19 protein-coding genes are annotated in these 19,895 nt (G+C 71.5%); 1 reads left to right on the plus strand and 18 read right to left on the minus strand.

Annotated features, from left to right (window positions below; genetic code table 11):
- Positions 1 to 7 precede the first annotated feature (7 nt).
- From metK to DEI98_RS08780, 13 genes are all read right to left on the minus strand, one after another.
- Entirely contained in the window at positions 8 to 1,219 is a 1,212-nt protein-coding gene (gene metK, locus DEI98_RS08720) for a methionine adenosyltransferase (protein ID WP_110858970.1), read from the minus strand.
- A gap of 5 nt (positions 1,220 to 1,224) precedes the next feature.
- Complete coding sequence (gene rpoZ, locus DEI98_RS08725; protein ID WP_017887186.1) at positions 1,225 to 1,488, minus strand: DNA-directed RNA polymerase subunit omega; 264 nt, start codon at positions 1,486 to 1,488, stop codon at positions 1,225 to 1,227.
- A gap of 27 nt (positions 1,489 to 1,515) precedes the next feature.
- Positions 1,516 to 2,439 (minus strand): guanylate kinase, encoded by a 924-nt coding sequence (gmk, locus tag DEI98_RS08730; protein ID WP_258370785.1) that lies wholly within the window; start codon positions 2,437 to 2,439, stop codon positions 1,516 to 1,518.
- Positions 2,436 to 3,320, minus strand: coding sequence for an orotidine-5'-phosphate decarboxylase (gene pyrF, locus DEI98_RS08735; RefSeq protein WP_258370786.1), 885 nt, complete (start codon positions 3,318 to 3,320; stop codon positions 2,436 to 2,438). The genes gmk and pyrF overlap by 4 nt, the downstream gene beginning before the upstream one ends.
- 11 nt (positions 3,321 to 3,331) lie before the next feature.
- Entirely contained in the window at positions 3,332 to 6,625 is a 3,294-nt protein-coding gene (gene carB, locus DEI98_RS08740; protein WP_111100513.1) for a carbamoyl-phosphate synthase large subunit, read from the minus strand.
- Positions 6,625 to 7,824 (minus strand): glutamine-hydrolyzing carbamoyl-phosphate synthase small subunit, encoded by a 1,200-nt coding sequence (gene carA, locus DEI98_RS08745; RefSeq protein ID WP_111100514.1) that lies wholly within the window; start codon positions 7,822 to 7,824, stop codon positions 6,625 to 6,627. The genes carB and carA overlap by 1 nt, the downstream gene beginning before the upstream one ends.
- Positions 7,821 to 8,384 (minus strand): hypothetical protein, encoded by a 564-nt coding sequence (locus tag DEI98_RS08750; RefSeq protein ID WP_051596738.1) that lies wholly within the window; start codon positions 8,382 to 8,384, stop codon positions 7,821 to 7,823. The genes carA and DEI98_RS08750 overlap by 4 nt, the downstream gene beginning before the upstream one ends.
- On the minus strand, positions 8,381 to 9,739 hold the full coding sequence (locus DEI98_RS08755) for a dihydroorotase (protein WP_111100515.1): 1,359 nt from the start codon (positions 9,737 to 9,739) through the stop codon (positions 8,381 to 8,383). The genes DEI98_RS08750 and DEI98_RS08755 overlap by 4 nt, the downstream gene beginning before the upstream one ends.
- Positions 9,736 to 10,710: an aspartate carbamoyltransferase catalytic subunit gene (locus tag DEI98_RS08760; RefSeq protein ID WP_110864574.1), complete on the minus strand. Its 975-nt coding sequence runs from the start codon at positions 10,708 to 10,710 to the stop codon at positions 9,736 to 9,738. Before DEI98_RS08760 ends, DEI98_RS08755 begins: the two co-directional genes overlap by 4 nt.
- Positions 10,710 to 11,309, minus strand: a complete 600-nt coding sequence (pyrR, locus tag DEI98_RS08765) for a bifunctional pyr operon transcriptional regulator/uracil phosphoribosyltransferase PyrR (protein ID WP_017887177.1) — start codon at positions 11,307 to 11,309, stop codon at positions 10,710 to 10,712. The genes DEI98_RS08760 and pyrR overlap by 1 nt, the downstream gene beginning before the upstream one ends.
- A gap of 24 nt (positions 11,310 to 11,333) precedes the next feature.
- Positions 11,334 to 11,786 carry a transcription antitermination factor NusB gene (gene nusB, locus DEI98_RS08770; RefSeq protein ID WP_027465744.1) on the minus strand — a complete coding sequence of 151 codons (453 nt, stop codon included), beginning with the start codon at positions 11,784 to 11,786 and terminating at the stop codon, positions 11,334 to 11,336.
- Between the two features lie 11 nt (positions 11,787 to 11,797).
- Positions 11,798 to 12,361, minus strand: coding sequence for an elongation factor P (efp, locus tag DEI98_RS08775; RefSeq protein ID WP_017887175.1), 564 nt, complete (start codon positions 12,359 to 12,361; stop codon positions 11,798 to 11,800).
- Positions 12,362 to 12,509: 148 nt separating this feature from the next.
- Positions 12,510 to 14,201 carry an AarF/ABC1/UbiB kinase family protein gene (locus DEI98_RS08780; RefSeq protein ID WP_181437987.1) on the minus strand — a complete coding sequence of 564 codons (1,692 nt, stop codon included), beginning with the start codon at positions 14,199 to 14,201 and terminating at the stop codon, positions 12,510 to 12,512.
- Between the two features lie 467 nt (positions 14,202 to 14,668).
- On the opposite strand from DEI98_RS08780, the gene DEI98_RS08785 reads away from it, so the two are divergent.
- Positions 14,669 to 14,848 (plus strand): hypothetical protein, encoded by a 180-nt coding sequence (locus DEI98_RS08785; protein WP_110864577.1) that lies wholly within the window; start codon positions 14,669 to 14,671, stop codon positions 14,846 to 14,848.
- A gap of 9 nt (positions 14,849 to 14,857) precedes the next feature.
- Here the strand turns inward: DEI98_RS08785 and aroB are convergent, their stop codons facing one another.
- The 5 genes from aroB to ruvX all read right to left on the minus strand — a co-directional run bounded on the left by aroB (position 14,858) and on the right by ruvX (position 19,892).
- Positions 14,858 to 15,955 (minus strand): 3-dehydroquinate synthase, encoded by a 1,098-nt coding sequence (aroB, locus tag DEI98_RS08790; RefSeq protein WP_111100517.1) that lies wholly within the window; start codon positions 15,953 to 15,955, stop codon positions 14,858 to 14,860.
- Positions 15,952 to 16,533, minus strand: a complete 582-nt coding sequence (locus DEI98_RS08795) for a shikimate kinase (RefSeq protein ID WP_111100518.1) — start codon at positions 16,531 to 16,533, stop codon at positions 15,952 to 15,954. Before DEI98_RS08795 ends, aroB begins: the two co-directional genes overlap by 4 nt.
- Positions 16,530 to 17,750: a chorismate synthase gene (aroC, locus tag DEI98_RS08800; protein WP_110858979.1), complete on the minus strand. Its 1,221-nt coding sequence runs from the start codon at positions 17,748 to 17,750 to the stop codon at positions 16,530 to 16,532. The genes DEI98_RS08795 and aroC overlap by 4 nt, the downstream gene beginning before the upstream one ends.
- Positions 17,751 to 17,792: 42 nt before the next feature.
- Positions 17,793 to 19,355 (minus strand): endolytic transglycosylase MltG, encoded by a 1,563-nt coding sequence (mltG, locus tag DEI98_RS08805; protein WP_146243476.1) that lies wholly within the window; start codon positions 19,353 to 19,355, stop codon positions 17,793 to 17,795.
- Positions 19,356 to 19,448: 93 nt separating this feature from the next.
- The gene (gene ruvX, locus DEI98_RS08810; RefSeq protein WP_171907752.1) at positions 19,449 to 19,892 is read right to left on the minus strand and encodes a Holliday junction resolvase RuvX; all 444 of its coding nucleotides are present in this window, start codon (positions 19,890 to 19,892) and stop codon (positions 19,449 to 19,451) included.
- Positions 19,893 to 19,895: the final 3 nt, after the last annotated feature.

Genomic DNA, 19,895 nt, shown 5'->3' on the forward strand with positions numbered 1-19,895 from the left:
CGGTGCTTCAGACGGTCGCGGCGACGAGTCCTGCGGCGGCGCGGAGTTCCTCGACACGGTCGAGCTGCTCCCACGTGAACCCGGGGAGCTCGCGGCCGAAGTGGCCGTAGGTCGCGGTCTGCGCGTAGATCGGTCGGAGCAGGTCGAGGTCGCGGATGATCGCGGCCGGACGCAGGTCGAAGACCTGGCGGATGGCGGCCTCGATCGTGGCGTCGTCGACGTGTCCGGTGCCGAAGGTCTCGACGTACAGCCCGACGGGCTTCGCACGGCCGATCGCGTAGGCGACCTGCACCTCGAGCCGGTCGGCGAGCCCCGCGGCGACCGCGTTCTTGGCGACCCAACGCAGCGCGTACGCCGCCGAACGGTCGACCTTCGACGGGTCCTTGCCGCTGAACGCGCCGCCACCATGACGGGAGGCCCCGCCGTAGGTGTCGACGATCACCTTGCGGCCGGTGAGCCCGGCGTCGCCCTGGGGGCCGCCGATCTCGAAGCGACCGGTCGGGTTCACGATGACGTCGACGTGCGACGAGTCGAGGTCGACCAGGTCGAGGACCGGACGGATCACGTGCTCGGTGATCGCCGCGGTGAGCTCGTCGAGCGTGACGCTCGGCGAGTGCTGCGTGGAGAGCACGACGGTCTCGACGGTCTTCGGCACGACGCCGTCGTACCCGATGGTGACCTGGGTCTTGCCGTCCGGGCGCAGGAACGACAGCTCGCCCGACTTGCGGACCGCGGCGAGGCGCTCGGCCAGACGGTGCGCCAGCCAGATCGCGACCGGCATGTACTCGGGGGTCTCGTTCGTCGCGAAGCCGAACATGATGCCCTGGTCGCCGGCGCCCTGACGGTCGAGCGGGTCGACCGCACCGGTGCGGGAGTCGAGCGACTCGTCCACACCCTGCGCGATGTCGGGCGACTGCGCGCCGATCGAGACCTCGACACCGCAGGTGGCACCGTCGAACGAGACGTCCGACGAGTTGTAGCCGATGCCGGTGATGACGTCACGGACGAGCTTGGGGATCTCGACGTAGCCGGAGGTCGTGACCTCGCCGGCGACGTGCACGAGCCCGGTGGTCACCATCGTCTCGACGGCGACGCGCGCGTTCGGGTCGACCGTCAGCAGTGCGTCGAGGATGCTGTCCGAGATCTGGTCGCAGATCTTGTCGGGGTGCCCCTCGGTCACCGACTCGGACGTGAAGAGGCGGAGAGCAGCTGCAGTCACCGGGATCAGTCGGTGGGCTGCTGCTGCTTGGTGACGGTGAGCTTGTCCTCGTTGATCTCGTGGAGCGCGACGGACAGCGGCTTGTCGTCGATCGTCGAGTCGACGAGCGGTCCGACGTTGTCGAAGAGCGAGCCCTCGTGCAGGTCGGCGTAGTAGTCGTTGATCTGGCGGGCGCGCTTCGACGCGAAGATGACGAGCGCGTACTTCGACTCGACCTTGCTGAGCAGGTCGTCGATGGGCGGGTCGATGATGCCCTGGGGGTTGGCCATGGTGTCTCCTCGGAGTCAGTGCACCCGTCAGGGCGCAGAGAACAAGTCTACGACCTCACGTGCCGCGGTGCCGACATCGGAGTTCACGATCCGCACGTCGAACTCGTCCTGCGCGGCCAGCTCGACCTTCGCGGTCTCGAGACGACGCGCCTGTTCCTCCGCGGATTCGGTGCCGCGGCCGATCAGCCGGCGCACCAGTTCCTCCCACGTCGGGGGCAGCAGGAACACGAGCACCGCCTCGGGCATGGCGTCGCGGACCTGCCGGGCGCCCTGCAGGTCGATCTCCAGCATGACCTTCTCGCCGGCGTCGAGCGCGCGGTCGATCGGCGGGCGCGGGGTGCCGTAGCGGTACGAGTTGTGGACGGTCGCCCACTCGAGCAGCTCGCGGTCGCGGATCATGCGGTCGAACTCGTCGTCGTCCACGAAGTAGTAGTGCACGCCGTCGACCTCGCCGGGGCGCGGCTTCCGGGTGGTGGCGGAGACGCTGAGGTTGACGTCCGGGTAGTGCTGTCGGATGTGCGCGCTGACCGTGCCCTTGCCGACCGCGGTGGGTCCGGCGAGCACGACGAGCTTCGAGGCACCACGCTTGCGACCGCGGGCGGCGAGCCAGTCCGCCAGGGCGGTCCGCTGCCGGGTCCCCAGGCCACCGAGGCGCTTCGAGGGGGCGATCCGCAGGGTCCCCATGATCGCCTCGGCTCGTGCGGGGCCGATTCCCGGCAGGCTGACGAGCAGGTCACGGACCCGGAGCGAGCGTTCCGCCGAGGTCGTCTCGACCAGCGAGTCGTCCCACGCGGCACGGGCGACGTCGAGTGCCGAGCGCTCCCCCGACGCGATCGCGGCCTTCACCGCGGCCCGGGCGCGTCGCGCGGCCACCGCGGCCTTCGCCGCGGCGACCCGGTCGACCTCTGGCGGGGTCCGGTGGGCGGGCAGGCCCTCGTGCTCGTCGTTCACGCTGCCGCCGCCAGTGCGGTGCGGATGCGGTCGGCGCGCTCGGTGACGAGCGCCGCGACGCCGTCCGGACCGCCGGTCAGCAGGCCGCGCGACTCACTCACGAGCACCTGCTCGGCACGCGCGCCGTACAGCGCACGGAGGTCCTCGATGCGGGCCCCCTGGGCACCGAAGCCCGGGGCGAGGACCGGGGCGGTGCCGATCGCGTCCGCGTCGATGCCGAAGTCGTCGAGGTGAAGGGTCGCGCCGAGCACGAGCCCGACGTCGCCGAGGGCCTGATCGCCCACGGACCGGTTGTCGTCTGCCACGTCCAAGACGATACCGGCCGCGACCGTCCGGCCGGTACGCGGTCCTTCCGCGAGCACCGCGGTCTGCAGCACCCGCGCCTCGGGGTTGCTCGTCGCCGCGAGCACGAAGACCCCGGCACCGTTCCGGCGCGCGACGTCGATCGTGCTCCGGAGCGAGCCGTACCCGAGGTACGGCGACACCGTCATCGCGTCGGCCGCGAACGGCCCGTCGCGGTCCAGCCACGCCAGCGCGTAGTCGTCACCGGTGGTCCCGATGTCGCCCCGCTTCACGTCGGCGACGATCAGGAGGCCCGCATCGCGCGCCCGGCGGATCGTCGCGTCGAGCGCACGGTAGCCCGCGACCCCCGCCGCCTCGAAGAAGGCGACCTGCGGCTTCACGATCGCCGCGCGGCCGGCGGCCGCGTCGACCAGGGTCGCGCCGAACGCCGTCAGGCCCTGCTCGTCGCGGGCGAGCCCCCACGCCGCCAGGGTGGCGGCGTGGGGGTCGATCCCGACGCAGAGCGGTGAACGCTCCCCCATGGCGGACGCGAGGCGGTCGCCGAAGGAGGCCGGGCCTCCCGACCGGGTCGTTGCCACGCTGGCAGCCGTCACCAGGTCGCGCGCTCGAGCGCGTAGTCCTGCAGGCTGCGGACGTTGAGCGGCGAACCGATCGTCTCGATCGCCGCGACGGCCGCCCCGATCTGCGCGATCGTCGTGAACAGCGGCTTGTCCGCCGCGACCGTGGCCGCACGGATCTCGTACCCGTCCGCACGACCGGCGGCACCCGAAGGCGTGTTGATGACGATGTCGACCTCGCCCCGGGCGAGCAGGTCGACGACGCTCTCGCCGCCCTGGCTGTACTTGCCGACGATCCCGACCTCGATGCCGTTGCGGCGGAGGATCTCCGCCGTGCCCTCGGTCGCGATGATCGTGAAGCCGAGCTGCTGCAGGCGGTGCACCGGCAGCACGATCGCGCGCTTGTCGGTGTCGGCGACGCTCACGAAGACCGTGCCGCTGGTCGGCAGGCCGCCGTACGCGGCGTCCTGCGACTTGAGGAACGCCCGCGGGAAGTCGCGGTCGATGCCCATGACCTCGCCGGTGGAGCGCATCTCGGGGCTGAGCACCGAGTCGACGACCTGGCCTTCGCGGGTGCGGAAGCGACGGAAGGGCAGCACGGCTTCCTTCACGGCGACCGGCGACTGTGCGGGGACGAACGCCCCGTCACGCTCGGGCAGCATGCCCTCGGCGACGAGCTCGGCGACCGTGGTGCCGGTCATGATGCGGGACGCGGCCTTGGCCAGCGGGATGCCGAGCGCCTTCGAGACGAAGGGCACGGTGCGGCTGGCGCGCGGGTTCGCCTCGAGGACGTAGAGCACGCCGGCGCCGATGGCGAACTGGACGTTGAGCAGGCCCTGCACGCCGATGCCGCGGGCGATCTTCTCGGTCGCGTCGACGACGCCCTGGATCTCCGCGCGGCCGAGGCCGACCGGGGGCAGGGTGCAGGCCGAGTCGCCGGAGTGGATGCCGGCCTCTTCGAGGTGCTCCATGATGCCGCCGATGTAGAGCCGCTCGCCGTCGAAGAGCGCGTCGACGTCGATCTCCACGGCGTCGTCCAGGAACCGGTCGACCAGCAGCGGGAGCTCCGGGCCGATGATCGCTTGGTCGGCCATCCGGTCGAAGTAGTCCGCGAGCGACGGGGAGTCGTAGAGGATCTCCATGCCGCGGCCGCCGAGCACGAACGACGGGCGGACGAGGACGGGGTACCCGATCTCCTCCGCCACCGTGGTCGCGCTGGCCAGGTCGTGGGCGGTGCCGTTCCGCGGTGCGAGCAGGCCGGCGGCGTCGAGGATGGCGGAGAACTGCCCGCGCTCCTCGGCCGAGTCGATCGCGGTGGGGCTGGTGCCGAGGATCGGGATGCCCGCGGCCTCGAGCGGCTTCGCCAGGCCGAGGGCGGTCTGGCCACCGAGCTGCACGACGACGCCGACGAGTTCGCCGGACGCGGCCTCGGCCTCGATGACCTCGAGGACGTCCTCGGCGGTCAGCGGTTCGAAGTACAGGCGGTCGGAGGTGTCGTAGTCGGTCGACACGGTCTCGGGGTTGCAGTTGATCATGATCGTCTCGAACCCGGCGGCGCTCAGCGCGAAGGACGCGTGCACGCACGAGTAGTCGAACTCGACGCCCTGTCCGATGCGGTTCGGGCCGGAGCCGAGGATGACGACCTTCTTGCGGTCGCTCGGCGTGATCTCGGTCTCGGTGTCGTACGACGAGTAGTGGTACGGCGTCAGGGCGGGGAACTCGCCGGCGCAGGTGTCGACGGTCTTGAAGACCGGTCGGATGCCCTGGGCGTGCCGCTCGTCACGGACCTGCTGCTCGGAGACCGGTGCCGCGTCCGTGCTGCGCAGGCTCGCGATCTGGGTGTCGCTGAAGCCGTGCTCCTTCGCCCAGCGCATCGTGTCCGCGTCGAGGGTGTCGGCGGCCCGGACCTCGTCCGCGACCTCGTTGATGAGCACGATCTGGTCGATGAACCAGGGGTCGATCTTGGTGGCCTCGAAGACCTCGTCCGCGGTGGCGCCCGCGACCAGGGCCTGCTGGACCGTGACGATGCGGCCGTCGGTCGGGATCGACGACTTCGCCAGCAGGGCGTCCTTGTCGAGCTCGGCCGCCGGGGTGTCCCAGTGGAAGCTCGACCCGCGCTTCTCGAGCGAGCGCAGCGACTTCTGCAGCGCGGTGGCGTAGTTCCGGCCGATGGCCATCGCCTCGCCGACGCTCTTCATCGTCGTGGTGAGGGTGGCGTCGGCGGCCGGGAACTTCTCGAACGCGAACCGCGGGGTCTTCACGACCACGTAGTCGAGGGTCGGCTCGAAGCTCGCCGGGGTGACCTTCGTGATGTCGTTCTCGATCTCGTCGAGCCGGTAACCGATGGCGAGCTTCGCGGCGATCTTGGCGATCGGGAAGCCCGTGGCCTTCGACGCGAGGGCCGACGAGCGGGACACGCGTGGGTTCATCTCGATGACGATGACGCGGCCGTTGGACGGGTCGACGGCGAACTGGATGTTGCAGCCACCGGTGTCGACGCCGACGCGACGGATGATGTCGATGCCGATGTTCCGCATGTTCTGGTACTCGCGGTCGGTCAGGGTCAGCGCGGGGGCGACCGTGATCGAGTCACCGGTGTGGACGCCGACCGGGTCGACGTTCTCGATGGAGCAGATGACGACGGTGTTGTCGTAGTTGTCGCGCATCAGCTCGAGCTCGTACTCCTTCCAGCCGAGGATGGACTCCTCGAGCAGGACCTCGGTCGTCGGGCTGGACTGCAGCCCGTCGCCGACGAAGCGGACGAGTTCGGCCTCGTTGTAGGCGAAGCCCGAGCCGAGGCCGCCCATGGTGAACGACGGGCGGACGACCAGCGGGTACCCGAGGTCCTTCGCGAACTCCTTCGCTTCCTCCAACGTGTGCGCGATGTGGCTGCGGGCGACGTCAGCACCGGACTCGAGGACGAGCTCCTTGAAGAGCTGGCGGTCCTCGCCGCGCTGGATCGCCTCGACCTTGGCGCCGATGAGCTCGACGCCGTGCTTGTCGAGGATGCCGGCCTCGTCGAGCGCGATGGCCGCGTTCAGGGCCGTCTGGCCGCCGAGGGTCGGCAGGACGGCGTCCGGCTTCTCGATGCGGATGATCTCCTCGAGCGACGCGTTCGTGATCGGCTCGATGTAGGTCGCGTCGGCGAAGTCGGGGTCGGTCATGATCGTCGCCGGGTTCGGGTTGACCAGGATGACCCGGACGCCCTCGGCCCGGAGGACACGGCACGCCTGGGTGCCGGAGTAGTCGAACTCCGCGGCCTGACCGATGACGATCGGGCCGGAGCCGATGACGAGGACGGAGTTGATGTCTGCGCGCTTGGGCATCAGTTCGCTTCCTTGGTGATGTCTGCTGCGGGGGTCGTGGCATCGGCGGTGGCCGCGTCGAGCGGCTCCCCGTCGCGACGCTCGCGCACCATGTCCGCGAACCGGTCGAAGAGGTACATGCTGTCGTGCGGTCCGGCGGCGGCCTCGGGGTGGTACTGCACGCTGAACGCCGGCACGTCGAGCGCGCGGAGGCCCTCGACCACGTTGTCGTTCAGCGAGTAGTGCGAGACCTCGACCCGACCGAACCCGGCCGGGGACTCGAGGACCTCGCCGAGGGGCGCGTCGACCGCGAAGCCGTGGTTCTGGCTCGTGATCTCGACCTTGCCCGTGGTCGTGTCGAGCACCGGCTGGTTGATCCCGCGGTGGCCGAAGGGCAGCTTGTAGGTGCCGAAGCCGAGCGCGCGGCCGAGCAGCTGGTTGCCGAAGCAGATGCCGAAGAACGGGCGGCCGGTGCGCAGGCTGTCCTGCAGCAGCTCCACCTGTGCGTCCGACGCGGCGGGGTCGCCGGGGCCGTTCGAGTAGAACAGGGCGTCCGGTGCGAGGGCTTCCAGCTCCGCAGCGGAGATGTCCTGCGGCACCACGTGCACCTCGAAGCCGCGGGCCGCGAGGTACCGGGTGGTCGAGGCCTTCACGCCGAGGTCGAGCACGGCCAGGGTGCCGATCTGCTCGCCGGCGGCGGGGACGACGTAGGTCTCCGGGGTGGACACGACCGCCGAGAAGCTCGCGCCGGCCATCGTCGCCTGCGACACGACCGCGTCCAGCTGCGACTCGGCGGACAGCGCCGCGTCCGGACCGCTGAAGACGCCGCCCTTCATGGCGCCGGCGTCACGGATGCGGCGGGTGAGTGCGCGGGTGTCGATGCCGGAGATGCCGACGATGCCGTCGCGCACCAGGTGGTCGTCGAGCGAGGCGTTCGCGCGGTGGTTCGACACCACGCGGCTGGGGTCGCGCACCACGTACCCGGCGACCCAGATGCGACGGGACTCGGGGTCCTCGTCGTTCACCCCGGTGTTGCCGATGTGCGGCGCGGTCTGCACCACGATCTGTCCGGCGTAGGAGGGGTCGGTCAGCGTCTCCTGGTAGCCGGTCATGCCGGTCGCGAAGACCACCTCGCCGAGCGTGCGCCCACGGGCGCCGTAGGCCCAGCCGTCGTACCGGGTGCCGTCTTCGAGGACCAGGACGGCCCGTTCGCGTGTCATGCTTTCTTCCCTTCGCCCGCGGTTCGCGGAGCATCGGCCGCAGTCGCCTGCGGCCCGGTCTCGGTCAGTCCCTGCAGGGCGTGCAGCGCGGCTGCGTCGCCCTCCGGGAACCGGAAGTAGGTGTCCAGGTCCGTCGCACCTGCGGCGCCGGTCGCCGTCCATCGCAGACGGACCAGTCCCCCGGGTTCGACCACTCGGTCGATCGCCCACGTGGAGCGGTCGGCGCCGCGGACCGCGTCACGCGCGATCCAGCGGTCGTCGGTACCGGCGAGGCGCATCACCACGCCGGTCGCGTGGACCGTCACCCCGCCGCGGCCGCGGAACCCGAGGCCGCCTGCGGTGATGCGTTCCAACGGCTGGTCGGCGCGGGTCGTCGCGACGGTGAACCCGTCCCACGACCCGACCGCCGGTGCCAGGTCGGCCGGCACGCGGACTGGAGGCACGGCTTCCGCCTGCTTCCTGGTCCGCGTCCGCCAGGTGCGCGCCATCGCGACGAACAGGGCGGCGACCGCGAGCAGGATCACCGCGCCGAGGAGCCATCGCTGCGCGTCGCCGCTCATGCGCGCGCCCCTGTCCGGAGCGCCGCGGCGTGCGCCGCGATCGTGTCCGCGTCGACGACGCGGCCGTCGAGCACCGTCGCGTACCCCTGGTGGAAGGTCGCGACGACCCGGCCGGGCAGCGTCATGCCGAGGTACGGCGAGTTCTGCGACTGCCCGGCGAGGTCGGCGACCGCGAACTCACGGCGGGCCGACGGGTCGTAGAGCGTGATCTCGGCGGGTGCTCCCTCGGCGATGCGCTGCCCGTGCCCCTCGACCTGGCCGATCCGCGCCGGCGCCTCGGACAACACCCGGGCGACGTCGGCCCAGTCGAGCCGGCCGTCGTCGACCACGGCGGACTGCACCACGCTCAGCGCGGATTCGAGGCCGACCATGCCGTTCGCGGCGGCGGGCCACTCGCAGCACTTCGCCTCGGCAGTGTGCGGTGCGTGGTCGGTCGCGACGATGTCGATGGTGCCGTCGGCCAGGGCCGCGCGGAGCGCCTCGACGTCCTCGCGGGCGCGGAGCGGCGGGTTCACCTTGTAACGGGCGTCGTAGCCCGGCGCACCGTCGTGGCCGGCGATGAGGTCCTCGGTGAGCACGAGGTGGTGCGGGGTGACCTCGGCCGTGACGTCGATGCCGCGGGACTTCGCCCACCGGATCACCTCGACGCTGCCGGCCGTCGAGACGTGGCAGACGTGCAGGCGTGCCCCGACGTGGTCGGCGAGCAGGACGTCGCGGGCGATGATCGCCTCTTCCGCGACGGCGGGCCACCCGGCGAGGCCGAGCTCCGAGGACAGCCGGCCCTCGTTCATCTGCGCGCCGATGGTCAGCCGGGGCTCCTGGGCGTGCTGCGCGAGCACCCCGCCGAAGCCCTTGATGTACTCGAGTGCGCGGCGCATGAGCAGCGGGTCGGCCACGCAGGAGCCGTCGTCCGAGAACACCCGGACCTTCGCACGCGAGGTCGCCATCGCACCGATCTCGGACAGGTGCGTGCCCTGCAGCCCCTGCGACACGGCGCCGATCGGGCGGACCGTGACGTAGCCCGCGTCGTCCCCGAGGGCCTGGACCTGCTCGACGACCCCGGCGGTGTCGGCGACGGGGCTCGAGTTCGCCATGGCGTTCACGGCGGTGAAGCCACCGGCGGCCGCGGCACGCGAGCCGGTGAGGACGGTCTCGGACTCCTCGTGACCGGGCTCGCGCAGGTGCGTGTGGAGGTCCACGAGGCCGGGCAGGGCGATGAGGCCGTCCGCGTCCACGGTGGTGGCGCCGGCCGTGTCGAGACCGGACCCGACCGCGGTGATGTGCCCGGCCTCCAGGCGGATGTCGGCACGCGAGCCGTCGACCAGCTGCGCGCCACGGATCAGGTGAGCGGTCATGCGGCGGACTCCTTCGCGTCGGTGCCGGTTCCGGCACTGCCCGTCAGGGCGAGGTAGAGGACGGCCATCCGGACCGAGACGCCGTTCTCGACCTGCTCGACGACGGTCGAACGGGGATCGTCGGCGGCGACGCCGGCGATCTCGAGCCCGCGGTTCATCGGGCCGGGGTGCATGATCAGCGTGCGCTCGGACAGCCGCCCGAAGCGCGCCGCCGTCAGGCCCCAGTGCCGCGTGTACTCGCGCGGGTTCGGGAAGAAGGCGTCGTTCATGCGCTCCTGCTGGATGCGGAGCGTCATGACGACGTCCGGGTCCTCGGCCAGGGCGGTGTCGAGGTCGTGGTGCACCGCGGCGCCGAACGGGGTCGGGGTGGCGGGCAGCAGCGTCGGCGGCGCGGCGAAGGTCACGCTCGCGCCGAGGGTGCGGAGCAGCCAGGCGTTCGACCGGGCGACCCGGCTGTGCAGCACGTCGCCGATGATCAGGACGCGCACGCCGTCGAGGCCCTGGCCGCGCGAGCCGGCACCGTGCAGGCGGCGGCGCATGGTGAAGGCGTCGAGCAGCGCCTGCGTCGGGTGTTCGTGCGTGCCGTCACCGGCGTTGACCACCGGCACGTCGATCCAGTCGGCGTCGGCGAGCACCCGCGGGGCGCCCGAGGCACCGTGGCGCATGACGATGCCGTCGATGCCCATCGCGCCGAGGGTCTGCACGGTGTCCTTCAGGGATTCGCCCTTCGAGACGCTCGAGCCCTTCGCGGCGAAGTTCAGGACGTCGGCGGACAGGCGCTTCGCAGCGGCCTCGAACGAGATGCGCGTGCGCGTGGAGTCCTCGAAGAACAGGTTCACCACGGTCTTGCCGCGCAGGGCCGGGAGCTTCCGGACCTCGCGCGTGTTGACCTCGGCCATCTCCTCGGCGACGTCGAGGATGTGGACGGCCTGGTCGCGGGACAGGTCGGCGGTGGAGAGCAGGTGCCGCATCACGCCACCCCCTGCTCGATGAACACGGTGTCGTCGCCGTCGGTCTCGGCCAGGTGCAGCGTGACCCGCTCGTCGGACGCGGTCGGCAGGTTCTTGCCCACGTGGTCCGCGCGGATCGGCAGCTCGCGGTGGCCGCGGTCGACGAGCACGGCGAGCCGGACGGCACGCGGCCGTCCGATGCCCTGCAGCGCGTCGAGCGCGGCACGGACGGTGCGGCCGGAGTAGAGCACGTCGTCGACGAGCACGACGACCTTGCCGTCGATGCCGCCGGCGGGGATGACCGTCCGGTGCGGCGCGCGACCGATGCCGTGGCCGAGGTCGTCCCGGTGCATGGTGACGTCGAGCGTGCCGACACGCTCCGTCCCGATGCCGCCGGCGGCCGAGGACCACTCCGGCTCGATGCCGGCCAGGATCCGACCGAGGCGTTCGGCCAGGACGGCGCCGCGGGTCGGGATGCCGAGGAGCACGAGGTCCGAGCCCCCGTGGTTGGCTTCGAGGATCTCGTGCGCGATGCGTGTCAGGGCACGCGTGATGTCGGGCTGTTGCAGGACCGTTCTGGTTCCCACGTCGACCCCCTTCCCCGCCTCACTGGACGGCATTAAAGGATGCTGACGTGGTCAACCCTACCGGGACTCCTGGTCTCCTGCGACCGTCCGACCGGACGGTGCGCGACCGCCGGCCACGGCCCCGAGCACGCCGTTGACGAAGCCCGCCGAGTCCTCGGTGGACAGCGACTGCGCGAGTTCGACCGCCTCGGCGATGGCGACGGCGTCGGGCACCTCCGGGTTGAACCGGAGCTCCCAGACGGCCATCCGCAGGATGCAGCGGTCGAGGACCGGCATCCGGGCGATCGACCAGCCCTGGGCGTGGTCGACGATGACGGAGTCGATCTCGTGACGGGCGTCGTCGACACCGGTGACGATCTGGCGCGCGTAGTCCCAGCTGGAGGCACGCTCCGGCTGGTCCAGGTGCCGGACCGTCTCGGTGGCGAGCACGTCCGCGATCGGCAGCTCGCGCACCTCGGCCACGTACAGCATGTCGAGGGCGCGCTTGCGGGCCTTCGAACGAGCACTCATACGGTCAGCGCCTAGGAGTTGACGCGGCCGAGGAAGCTGCCGTCGCGCGTGTCGATCTTCACCAGGGTGCCGCTCTCCAGGTACAGCGGGACCTGGATGCGGTGGCCGGTCGCGATGATGGTCGCGTCCTTGGTGCCACCGGAGGAACGGTCGCCCTGCAGGCCGGGCTCGGTCTCGACCTCGGTGACGATCGACGTCGGGAGCTCGACGTACAGCGGGTTGCCCTCGTTCATCGCGATGGTGACCATCGCGGACTCGAGGAGGTAGTTCTTGGCGTCGCCGACCACGGTCGCGGAGACCGGGATCTGGTCGTACGTGTCGGTGTCCATGAACACGTAGGAGTCGCCGTCCTCGTAGAGGAACTGGTAGTCACGACGGTCGACGACGGCGGTGTCGATCTTCGCGCCGGCGTTGAACGTGCGGTCGACGACCTTGCCGGAGACGACGTTCTTGAGCTTCGTGCGGACGAACGCGCCGCCCTTGCCCGGCTTGACGTGCTGGAACTCGACGACCGACCACAGCTGGCCGTCGATGATGAGAACGGCGCCGTTCTTGATGTCTGTGGTACTGGCCATGAGTCGTCGGTGTCCCGTTCGGTCGTGTTGTGAAGTGTCCTCGGGCCGCGGACGGCCCCGGACGAGTGTAGCGGACGCCCGCCCGGCGACCCGAGCGGTGCGCGTGCGTGCCGGACGCGCCGGTCCCGGGCGGGCGCCGGGCCCGGGCTCAGCGTCGCCGTCGGGCGAGCCAGGCGTCGATCGCCGCCCAGCCGAGCAGCACCACCGCCGCTCCCCCGAGCAACCCGCCCGAGACCCCCGTGGACAGGGCCGCCGTCGGTCGTGCCGGCAACGACAGGTAGACGATCGCCAGGATCCCCGCCCCCGCACCGAGCAGCACGAGCAGAATGCGCCGGATCATCCCGGACACGAGCTGCCGGTCGCGGCTGTCCGCGAAGAGCCGGATGTTCACCGTGAACCGGCCGGTCTCGATCGCCTCGCCGATGCGGTCCACCCGGCGGGGCAGGCGACGAGCGGCCGACACGACGCCGAGCAGCTCCTTCGCCGCGAGGTCGCGGAGCTTGCCCGGCCGGAGCTGGTCGGTGATCTGTTCCCGGGCGAGTCCGCGGGACTCCTCGAGCAGGTCGAACGACGGTGCGAGCGTGCGGAGCGTGCCCTCGAAGATGGCCAGCGCGCGGGCCGCGGCGACGAAGTCCGGCGGTGGCTTCAGCCGGTACCGCCCGAAGACCTCGACCGCGTCGTCCACGGTGTCGACGCCGATGCGCGCACCCGGGCCGAGCTCGTCCGCGACGAAGCGGGCGATGTCCCGACGGAAGTCGGGCTCGTCGTGCGCATCGCGCACGGGTGCCATCCGCAGGACCGCATCGGCGATCCGCGACGTGTCGTCCTGCAGGTACGCGGCCAACAGGTCCTGGACCGTGTCCCGGAGACCCGGGTCGAGCCTCCCGACCGATCCGAAGTCGATCAACGCGGGCCGCCCGTCGGGCAGCACCAGGACGTTCCCCGGGTGCAGGTCCGCGTGGTACAGGCCGTCGAAGACGACCTGGCGCAGGAAGGCGCGGAGGATGGCGCGCATCGGCGCGTCGACGTCGCGCTCGGAACGCTCGGCGCGGATCGCGCTGAGCGTGTCGCCCTCCAGGAACTCCATCACGAGCACACGCCGGCCGGACAGGTCCGGGTAGGGGTCCGGGAACCGGACCTCGTCCGGACGCGCGCTGCGGGCCTGGGCCGCACGCAGCGCGGTGAGGTTCCGGAGCTCGGAGACGAAGTCGACCTGCCGGATCAGGTCGTCCGCGTACTGGCCGGCGATGTCCTGCACGCCGACCTGCCGCGCCTCGGTCGACCACCGGGCCATGAACCGGACGACCCGCAGCGCGATGTCGACGTCGCGGCGCACCGCGGCGTCGATCCCCGGCCGCTGCACCTTCACGGCGACCGCGGTGCCGTCGGGCAGCCGGGCGCGGTGCACCTGCGCGATGGACGCCGCTGCGACGGGCACCGGGTCGAAGGTCGCGAAGACCTGGTCGACCGGGGCACCGAGCTCCTGCTCGAGGAGCGCACGGACCTCGTCCGCCGGTGCCGCCGTGACGTTCCGCTGCAGGTGGGCGAGTCCCTCGGTCCACTCCTCGGGCAGCAGGTCGTCACGGGTGGACAGCAGCTGGCCCATCTTCACGAATCCACCACCGGCTTCCTCGAGCGCCCGGCGCAGGTGCTCGGCCTGGTCGCGACGCAGGTCCGACGTTGCCGGGTCGTGCGAGAAGTCGAGACGACGGAACGGCACCAGGTGGTGGCGGCGGGCGATCGAGAGGAGTTCGGTGAAGCGGCGACCACGGGAGCGCAGGGTGCCGGTGTCGGCATCGCGCGGTCCGGAGAGGTCGCTCAGTCGGGGTGGGGTGGGCACGCCCGCCAGTCTGCTCCCCGGTGCTGGGTCCGCAGCGTGCGGGTCGCCCGGTCCGTCGCGTCGCCCCATCCTCCTCCACAGCCTGGAGGCCCGGTGCGGCTTCCACAGGTCGGCGCGGGCCCGGCGCGGGGCTCGGTCCTGGAGCGAGACACTCGTGCCGTGGAGACAGCACTGATCGCGGCGTGCATCGCCGCCGGAGCGGCGATCGTCGCGGCCGTCGTCAGCTGGTTCGGGGCGTTCCAGAGTCGACGGACGTCCGATCGTGACCACGCCTGGCATCGGTTCACCTGGGCCGTCACGCAGCGGCCGGACATGAACACATACGACATTTCGACAACGGTGCTCCGAGACTTGGAGACCGTACCGTGGTGGTCGAAGGCCGATCGCCGACTCGCGAGCCGAGCGCTCCGCAGGCGAGCCAGCGCCGACCAGGCACATGACGACGACGAACGAAGGGACCCCGACTGATGTCGATCCTGCGACCGCTCCCCGACGCGCCCGACCTCGACGAGGACGACGACGTCCTCTTCGCCTGGGACCACGGCGCCACCGTCGACGAATGGCGGGAATCCCAGCGCACCGGTGTGGTCACCGTCTCGACGCGTGTCACCTGGTGGTGGCGCAGGATGCGACGGGTCCTGCGCTGACCGGCGTGGCTAGACGCCGACCTCCTGGTAGGCGGTGAAGAGCAGGTGGTCCTCGGGGCCCTCGAGCACGACGGGCTTGCCGACGCCGTCCAGGATGATGAACCGCAGCATGCCGGCACGGGCCTTCTTGTCACGACGCATGGTGGCGAGCAGCCCCTGCCAGCGCCCGACGCCGTACGAGGTCGGCAGGTCGAGCGACTCGAGGATCGCCCGGTGCCGATCGACCGTGGCGTCGTCCAGGTGGCCGGTCAGTCGGGCGAGCTCGGCGGCGAACACCATGCCGACCGACACCGCTGCCCCGTGGCGCCACTGGTACCGCTCGGCGTGCTCGATCGCGTGCCCGAGGGTGTGCCCGTAGTTCAGGATCTCGCGTCGGCCCTGCTCCGTGAAGTCGTCCGAGACGACCTCGGCCTTGAGCGCGATGGCGAGCTCGACGACCCGGCGGAACTCCGGGGTCGTCGGGTCGGTGACCCGGTCGACGTCGGCCTCGACGATGTCCAGGATCTCCGGCACCGCGATGAACCCGGCCTTCACGATCTCGGCGAACCCGGTCAGGATCTCGTTGCGCGGCAGCGTGCGGGCGAGGTCGAGGTCCACGACGACGGCACGGGGGGCGTAGAAGGCGCCCACCAGGTTCTTGCCCTCGTTCGTGTTGATGCCCGTCTTGCCGCCGACGCTGGCGTCCACCATGCCGAGCACGCTGGTCGGGACGGCCACGTACGGCACACCGCGCAGCCAGGTCGCGGCGACGAAGCCGGCCAGGTCGGTGACGGCGCCGCCACCGAGGCCGATCACCGCGTCGGTGCGGGTGAAGTCGGCCTGCCCCATGATCTGCCAGCAGAACGCGCCGACCTCGACGCGCTTGGCGCCCTCGGCGTCGGGGACCTCGGCGATCAGGGCTTCGAGCCCGGCCTCGACCAGGAGCGCGCGGAGCTCGTTCGCCCGGGCACCGAGCGTCGGCGAGTGCACGATGAGGACCTTGGCGACACGCGGGCCCAGGATCGCGGGCAGGGCACCGAGCAGGTCCGTGCCGACGGCCACCGTGTAGCCGTCGTCACCGCCGACCCGGATCTCGGTGGTCCCGGCGGGCAGGGTCGACTCGGTCACGGTGCTCCTTCGGTGCTGGTGGTGCTGGTGGTCGTACTGCCGGGCGCGGCGGTGGTGCCGGCGTCGCTGCGCAGCCACGTGACGACCTCGTCAACCACGCGGGACATCGGGCGGCGGGACGTGTCGACCACGACGTGCGCGAGTTCGGCGTAGGTGGCCGCCCGCTCGTCCATGATCGTCTGCCAGGCGTCGATCCCGCCGTTGGCGAGCAGCGGCCGGTCGGACCCGGCGATCCGGTCGGCGACGGCCTCGGGCGACACGGTGAGCAGGACGATGCGCGCGCCGCTCAGGGCCTGCCGGGTGTCCGCGTGGGTGACGGCTCCCCCGCCCACGGCGATCACGCCGCCGGTGGCCAGCGCCGCACGGACCGCCTGGGCCTCGAGGGCGCGGAACGCCGGCTCGCCGCGGTCGGCGAAGATCCCGGGGATCGGCCCGTGCTCGCGCACGATGACCCGGTCGGTGTCCGTGAACGGGACGCCGAGGGCCTTCGCCACCCGCTTGCCGACGCTCGACTTGCCGGCGCCCATCGGGCCGATCACGACCACGGGCGCGTCGGCGCGTCGGACGTCGGTGCTCACAGGTCGGTCGACGTCGCCGACGGCTCGGTCCGGCGCGTGCGCAGGGTCTCCGGGATCGCCGCGAGGTAGGCGTCGAGGTTGCGCTTCGTCTCGACGACGTTGTCGCCGCCGAACTTCTCGAGCACCGCGTCGGCGAGCACCAGGGCCACCATCGCCTCGGCGACGACACCGGCAGCGGGCACGGCGCAGACGTCCGAGCGCTGGTGGTGCGCCGAGGCATCCTCACCGGAGACGACGTCAACCGTGTGCAGGGCGTGCGGGATGGTCGCGATCGGCTTCATCCCGGCGCGGACGCGCAGCACGGTGCCCGTGGACATCCCGCCCTCGGTCCCACCGGCGCGGTCGCTCGTGCGGTAGATCTCGCCGTCCTCGCGGTACAGCTCGTCGTGCGCGGCGGAGCCCCGGCGGCCGGCGGTCGCGAAGCCGTCACCGACCTCGACCCCCTTGATGGCCTGGATCCCCATGATCGCCGCGGCGAGGCGGGCATCGAGCCGGCGGTCCCAGTGCACGTGCGAGCCGAGGCCCGGCGGGACGCCGTAGAACAGCACCTCGACGACGCCGCCCAGGGTGTCGCCGTCCTTCTTCGCCGCCTCGACCTCGGTGACCATGCGTGCGGAGGTCTCGGCGTCGAAGCAGCGCAGCTGGTCCTCGTCGAGGCGGTCCACGTCGTCGGGCAGCGGCAGGTCCGTGCCGTCGGGGACCCGGACGGTCCCGACCTGCAGGGTGTGTGCCACCGAGCGGATGCCGAGTTCGGCCAGGAACGACTTGGCGACGGCACCGAGCGCCACGCGTGCGGCGGTCTCGCGGGCGCTCGCACGCTCCAGGATCGGGCGCGCTTCGTCGAAGCCGTACTTCTGCATGCCGACCAGGTCAGCGTGGCCCGGTCGCGGTCGGGTGAGCGGCGCGCTCCGCCCGCGGGACATCTCGGTGGACTCGATCGGCTCGGGGTTCATGACCTCGACCCACTTCGGCCACTCGGTGTTGCCGATGCGGATCGCGATGGGGCTGCCGAGCGAGTAGCCGTGCCGGACGCCGCCGGACACGTGCAGCTCGTCCTGCTCGAACTTCATCCGCGAGCCACGGCCGTAGCCGAGCTTGCGGCGCGCGAGATCGGCACGGATGGACTCGAACGACACCGGGACACCCGCGGGCAGGCCCTCGAGCATGGCGATCAGTTCGGGTCCGTGGGACTCACCAGCAGTCAACCAACGAAGCATGCCGCAATCCTCCCACAGCGATCGTCCGTGCGACGTCGTCGCCTACTGGTAGTCGGGGTGCGCCCGCAGCCACGCCTGGAACTGCTCGACCGCCACCAGGTGCTGGTCGTAGGTGTCCGAGAAGACGGTCTTGCCCGACTCCAGGTCGACCGTCACGAAGTACAGCCACTTGCCCGGGGCCTCGTTCGTCACGGCCTTGATCGCGATGTCACCCGGGTTGGAGATCGGTGCGGGCGGGAGCCCCTCGTGCACGTAGGTGTTGTACTCGTTGGAGGCGTCCGCACGCTCGGCGTCCGTGGTCGTCACGGTGTGCGTGTTGCCCGTGCCGTACGCGACCGTGGCGTCGGACTGCAGCTTCATCCCCTGGTCGAGGCGGTTCTGGAACACCCGGGCGACCTTGGGGTAGTCGGCCGCGAGGCCGGCTTCCTTCTGCACCAGCGACGCGAAGACGATGGTGCGCTCCTGGTCGGCCTCCTTGACGCCGGCGGCGGACAGGTGCTCCTTCATGGTGTCGACCATCGACTTGAAGTACTGCTCGGCGGTCCAGCCCGGGTTGATCGGGTAGGTCGCGGGGAAGAGCCAGCCCTCGAGCGTCGTGACGCCGGACGGCAGGTCGTAGGCCGACAGGTCCTTCGCGGCCGCGTCGACCTGCTTCTCGGTCAGGCCGGCCTTCGAGACCATCCCGGCCTTGATGTCGGCGAGTGCCGTGCCCTCCGGGATGATGATCGACGCCTGGACGCGGTTGTCCTTGTCCTGCAGGGCCGCCAGCGCCGACTTCGAGCTCATCTGCTTCTTCAGCGCGTACGAACCGGGCTGGAACTGCACGTCCGGCGATGCCAGCAGGAGCTTGTAGAACACCTTCGAGTCCTTGACGACGCCGCTGCGCTGCAGCGTCGCGGCGACGTTCTCGCCGATGTCGCCCTGCTTGATCGTGATGGTCACCTTCGAGGTGCCGTTGCCCGTGTAGTCGTCGGGCTCCTGCGCGCCGCTGATCGCCGCGATGAGTTGCTGGATCTTGGGTGCGGCGAACGTGTACGCCCCGACGCCGGCAGCGAGCACGACCGCGACGATGACGAGCCCCGCGACGAGCGGTCCGCGCCGGCGCTTCGGCCGTGGCTCGCGGGGCGGCCTGGAGGCGCGTCCTCCGCCGCCTCGTCCCCCGCGTCCGCCGCCTCCCGCGGCACCACCGCCGCCGGTCGCGTCACCGTCGTCCGTCCCGTCGGCGCCGGACCCGCCGGCCGCGGCGGTCGCCGCGGCCTCGGTCGGCAGCTCGCCGGTCAGCAGTGCGGCGACCTCGGGGTGCAGGTCTTCGGGGCGGGCGGCGATCGGTGCGTCGGCGGGGGACGCCGGGCGTTCGTCGCGTGCGGCTCGCGGGGCCTCGGTGGTCCGTTCGGCGGCCGAAGGCTCGTCGGTCGCTGCGACGCGGGCTCGTTCGGCTTCGAGGGCGCGGGCTTCGCGTCGGGACATCGGAGGCGCCGGCGGTGGGGTCACCTGACCAGCGTCGTCGCGGTCATCGGTGCCTGTCGTGCGGTCGGAAGTCGCCTTCCGCCGCTCGGCGTCGTTGCCGGGCGCGATGATCGCGTTCCAGTCCAGATCGTCTGCCAACGTCCTCGGTCTCTCGGTCGGGAACTCCACCTGGGCACCGTCGTCCTCACAGCTGACGACGAGAGCACCCATGTGCGGTACCGGGCAGCCCTGTCAGGGAAGCGTGGTGCCCGGAGGGGCACCGGCACTGCGCTCGTGGTCGAGCGCGTGTTGCAGAATGATAACAGCGGCTGCTTGGTCGATCACGGCCCGGGACTTCTTCGTGTTCTTGCCGGCCTGGTGCAGCCCTCGCTGGGCGGTCACGGTCGACAGTCGTTCGTCGACCAGGCGCACCGGCCGACGCGCCGCGATCCGGGCCGCGAACACGCGGGCGTCCTCGGTCGAGGCCGTGTCCCCACCCGACATCGACAGCGGCAGTCCGACGACGACCTCGAGCACGTCGTACTCGTCCGCGAGCTCGAGGATCCGCCGGAGGTCCTTCGAGTCGTCACGACGGACGGTCTCGACCGGCGTCGCCAGCAGGCCGTCGCGGTCGCACACGGCGACCCCGATCCGGGCGCGTCCGACGTCCACGCCGAGCCGCCGCCCGGACCGGATGCC

Origin of the sequence: Curtobacterium sp. MCLR17_034, assembly GCF_003234485.1 — a bacterium.
Lineage (GTDB): Bacteria > Actinomycetota > Actinomycetes > Actinomycetales > Microbacteriaceae > Curtobacterium > Curtobacterium flaccumfaciens.

Coding starts and splice junctions, on each gene's coding strand:
- pyrR (WP_017887177.1), bottom strand. CDS start 11,309: ATGCCGTCCAGTGAGGCGGGGAAGGGGGTCGACGTGGGAACCAGAACG.
- DEI98_RS08755 (WP_111100515.1), bottom strand. CDS start 9,739: ATGACCGCTCACCTGATCCGTGGCGCGCAGCTGGTCGACGGCTCGCGT.
- rpoZ (WP_017887186.1), bottom strand. CDS start 1,488: ATGGCCAACCCCCAGGGCATCATCGACCCGCCCATCGACGACCTGCTC.
- DEI98_RS08760 (WP_110864574.1), bottom strand. CDS start 10,710: ATGCGGCACCTGCTCTCCACCGCCGACCTGTCCCGCGACCAGGCCGTC.
- carB (WP_111100513.1), bottom strand. CDS start 6,625: ATGCCCAAGCGCGCAGACATCAACTCCGTCCTCGTCATCGGCTCCGGC.
- efp (WP_017887175.1), bottom strand. CDS start 12,361: ATGGCCAGTACCACAGACATCAAGAACGGCGCCGTTCTCATCATCGAC.
- nusB (WP_027465744.1), bottom strand. CDS start 11,786: ATGAGTGCTCGTTCGAAGGCCCGCAAGCGCGCCCTCGACATGCTGTAC.
- carA (WP_111100514.1), bottom strand. CDS start 7,824: ATGACACGCGAACGGGCCGTCCTGGTCCTCGAAGACGGCACCCGGTAC.
- DEI98_RS08750 (WP_051596738.1), bottom strand. CDS start 8,384: ATGAGCGGCGACGCGCAGCGATGGCTCCTCGGCGCGGTGATCCTGCTC.
- aroC (WP_110858979.1), bottom strand. CDS start 17,750: ATGCTTCGTTGGTTGACTGCTGGTGAGTCCCACGGACCCGAACTGATC.
- DEI98_RS08785 (WP_110864577.1), top strand. CDS start 14,669: ATGTCGATCCTGCGACCGCTCCCCGACGCGCCCGACCTCGACGAGGAC.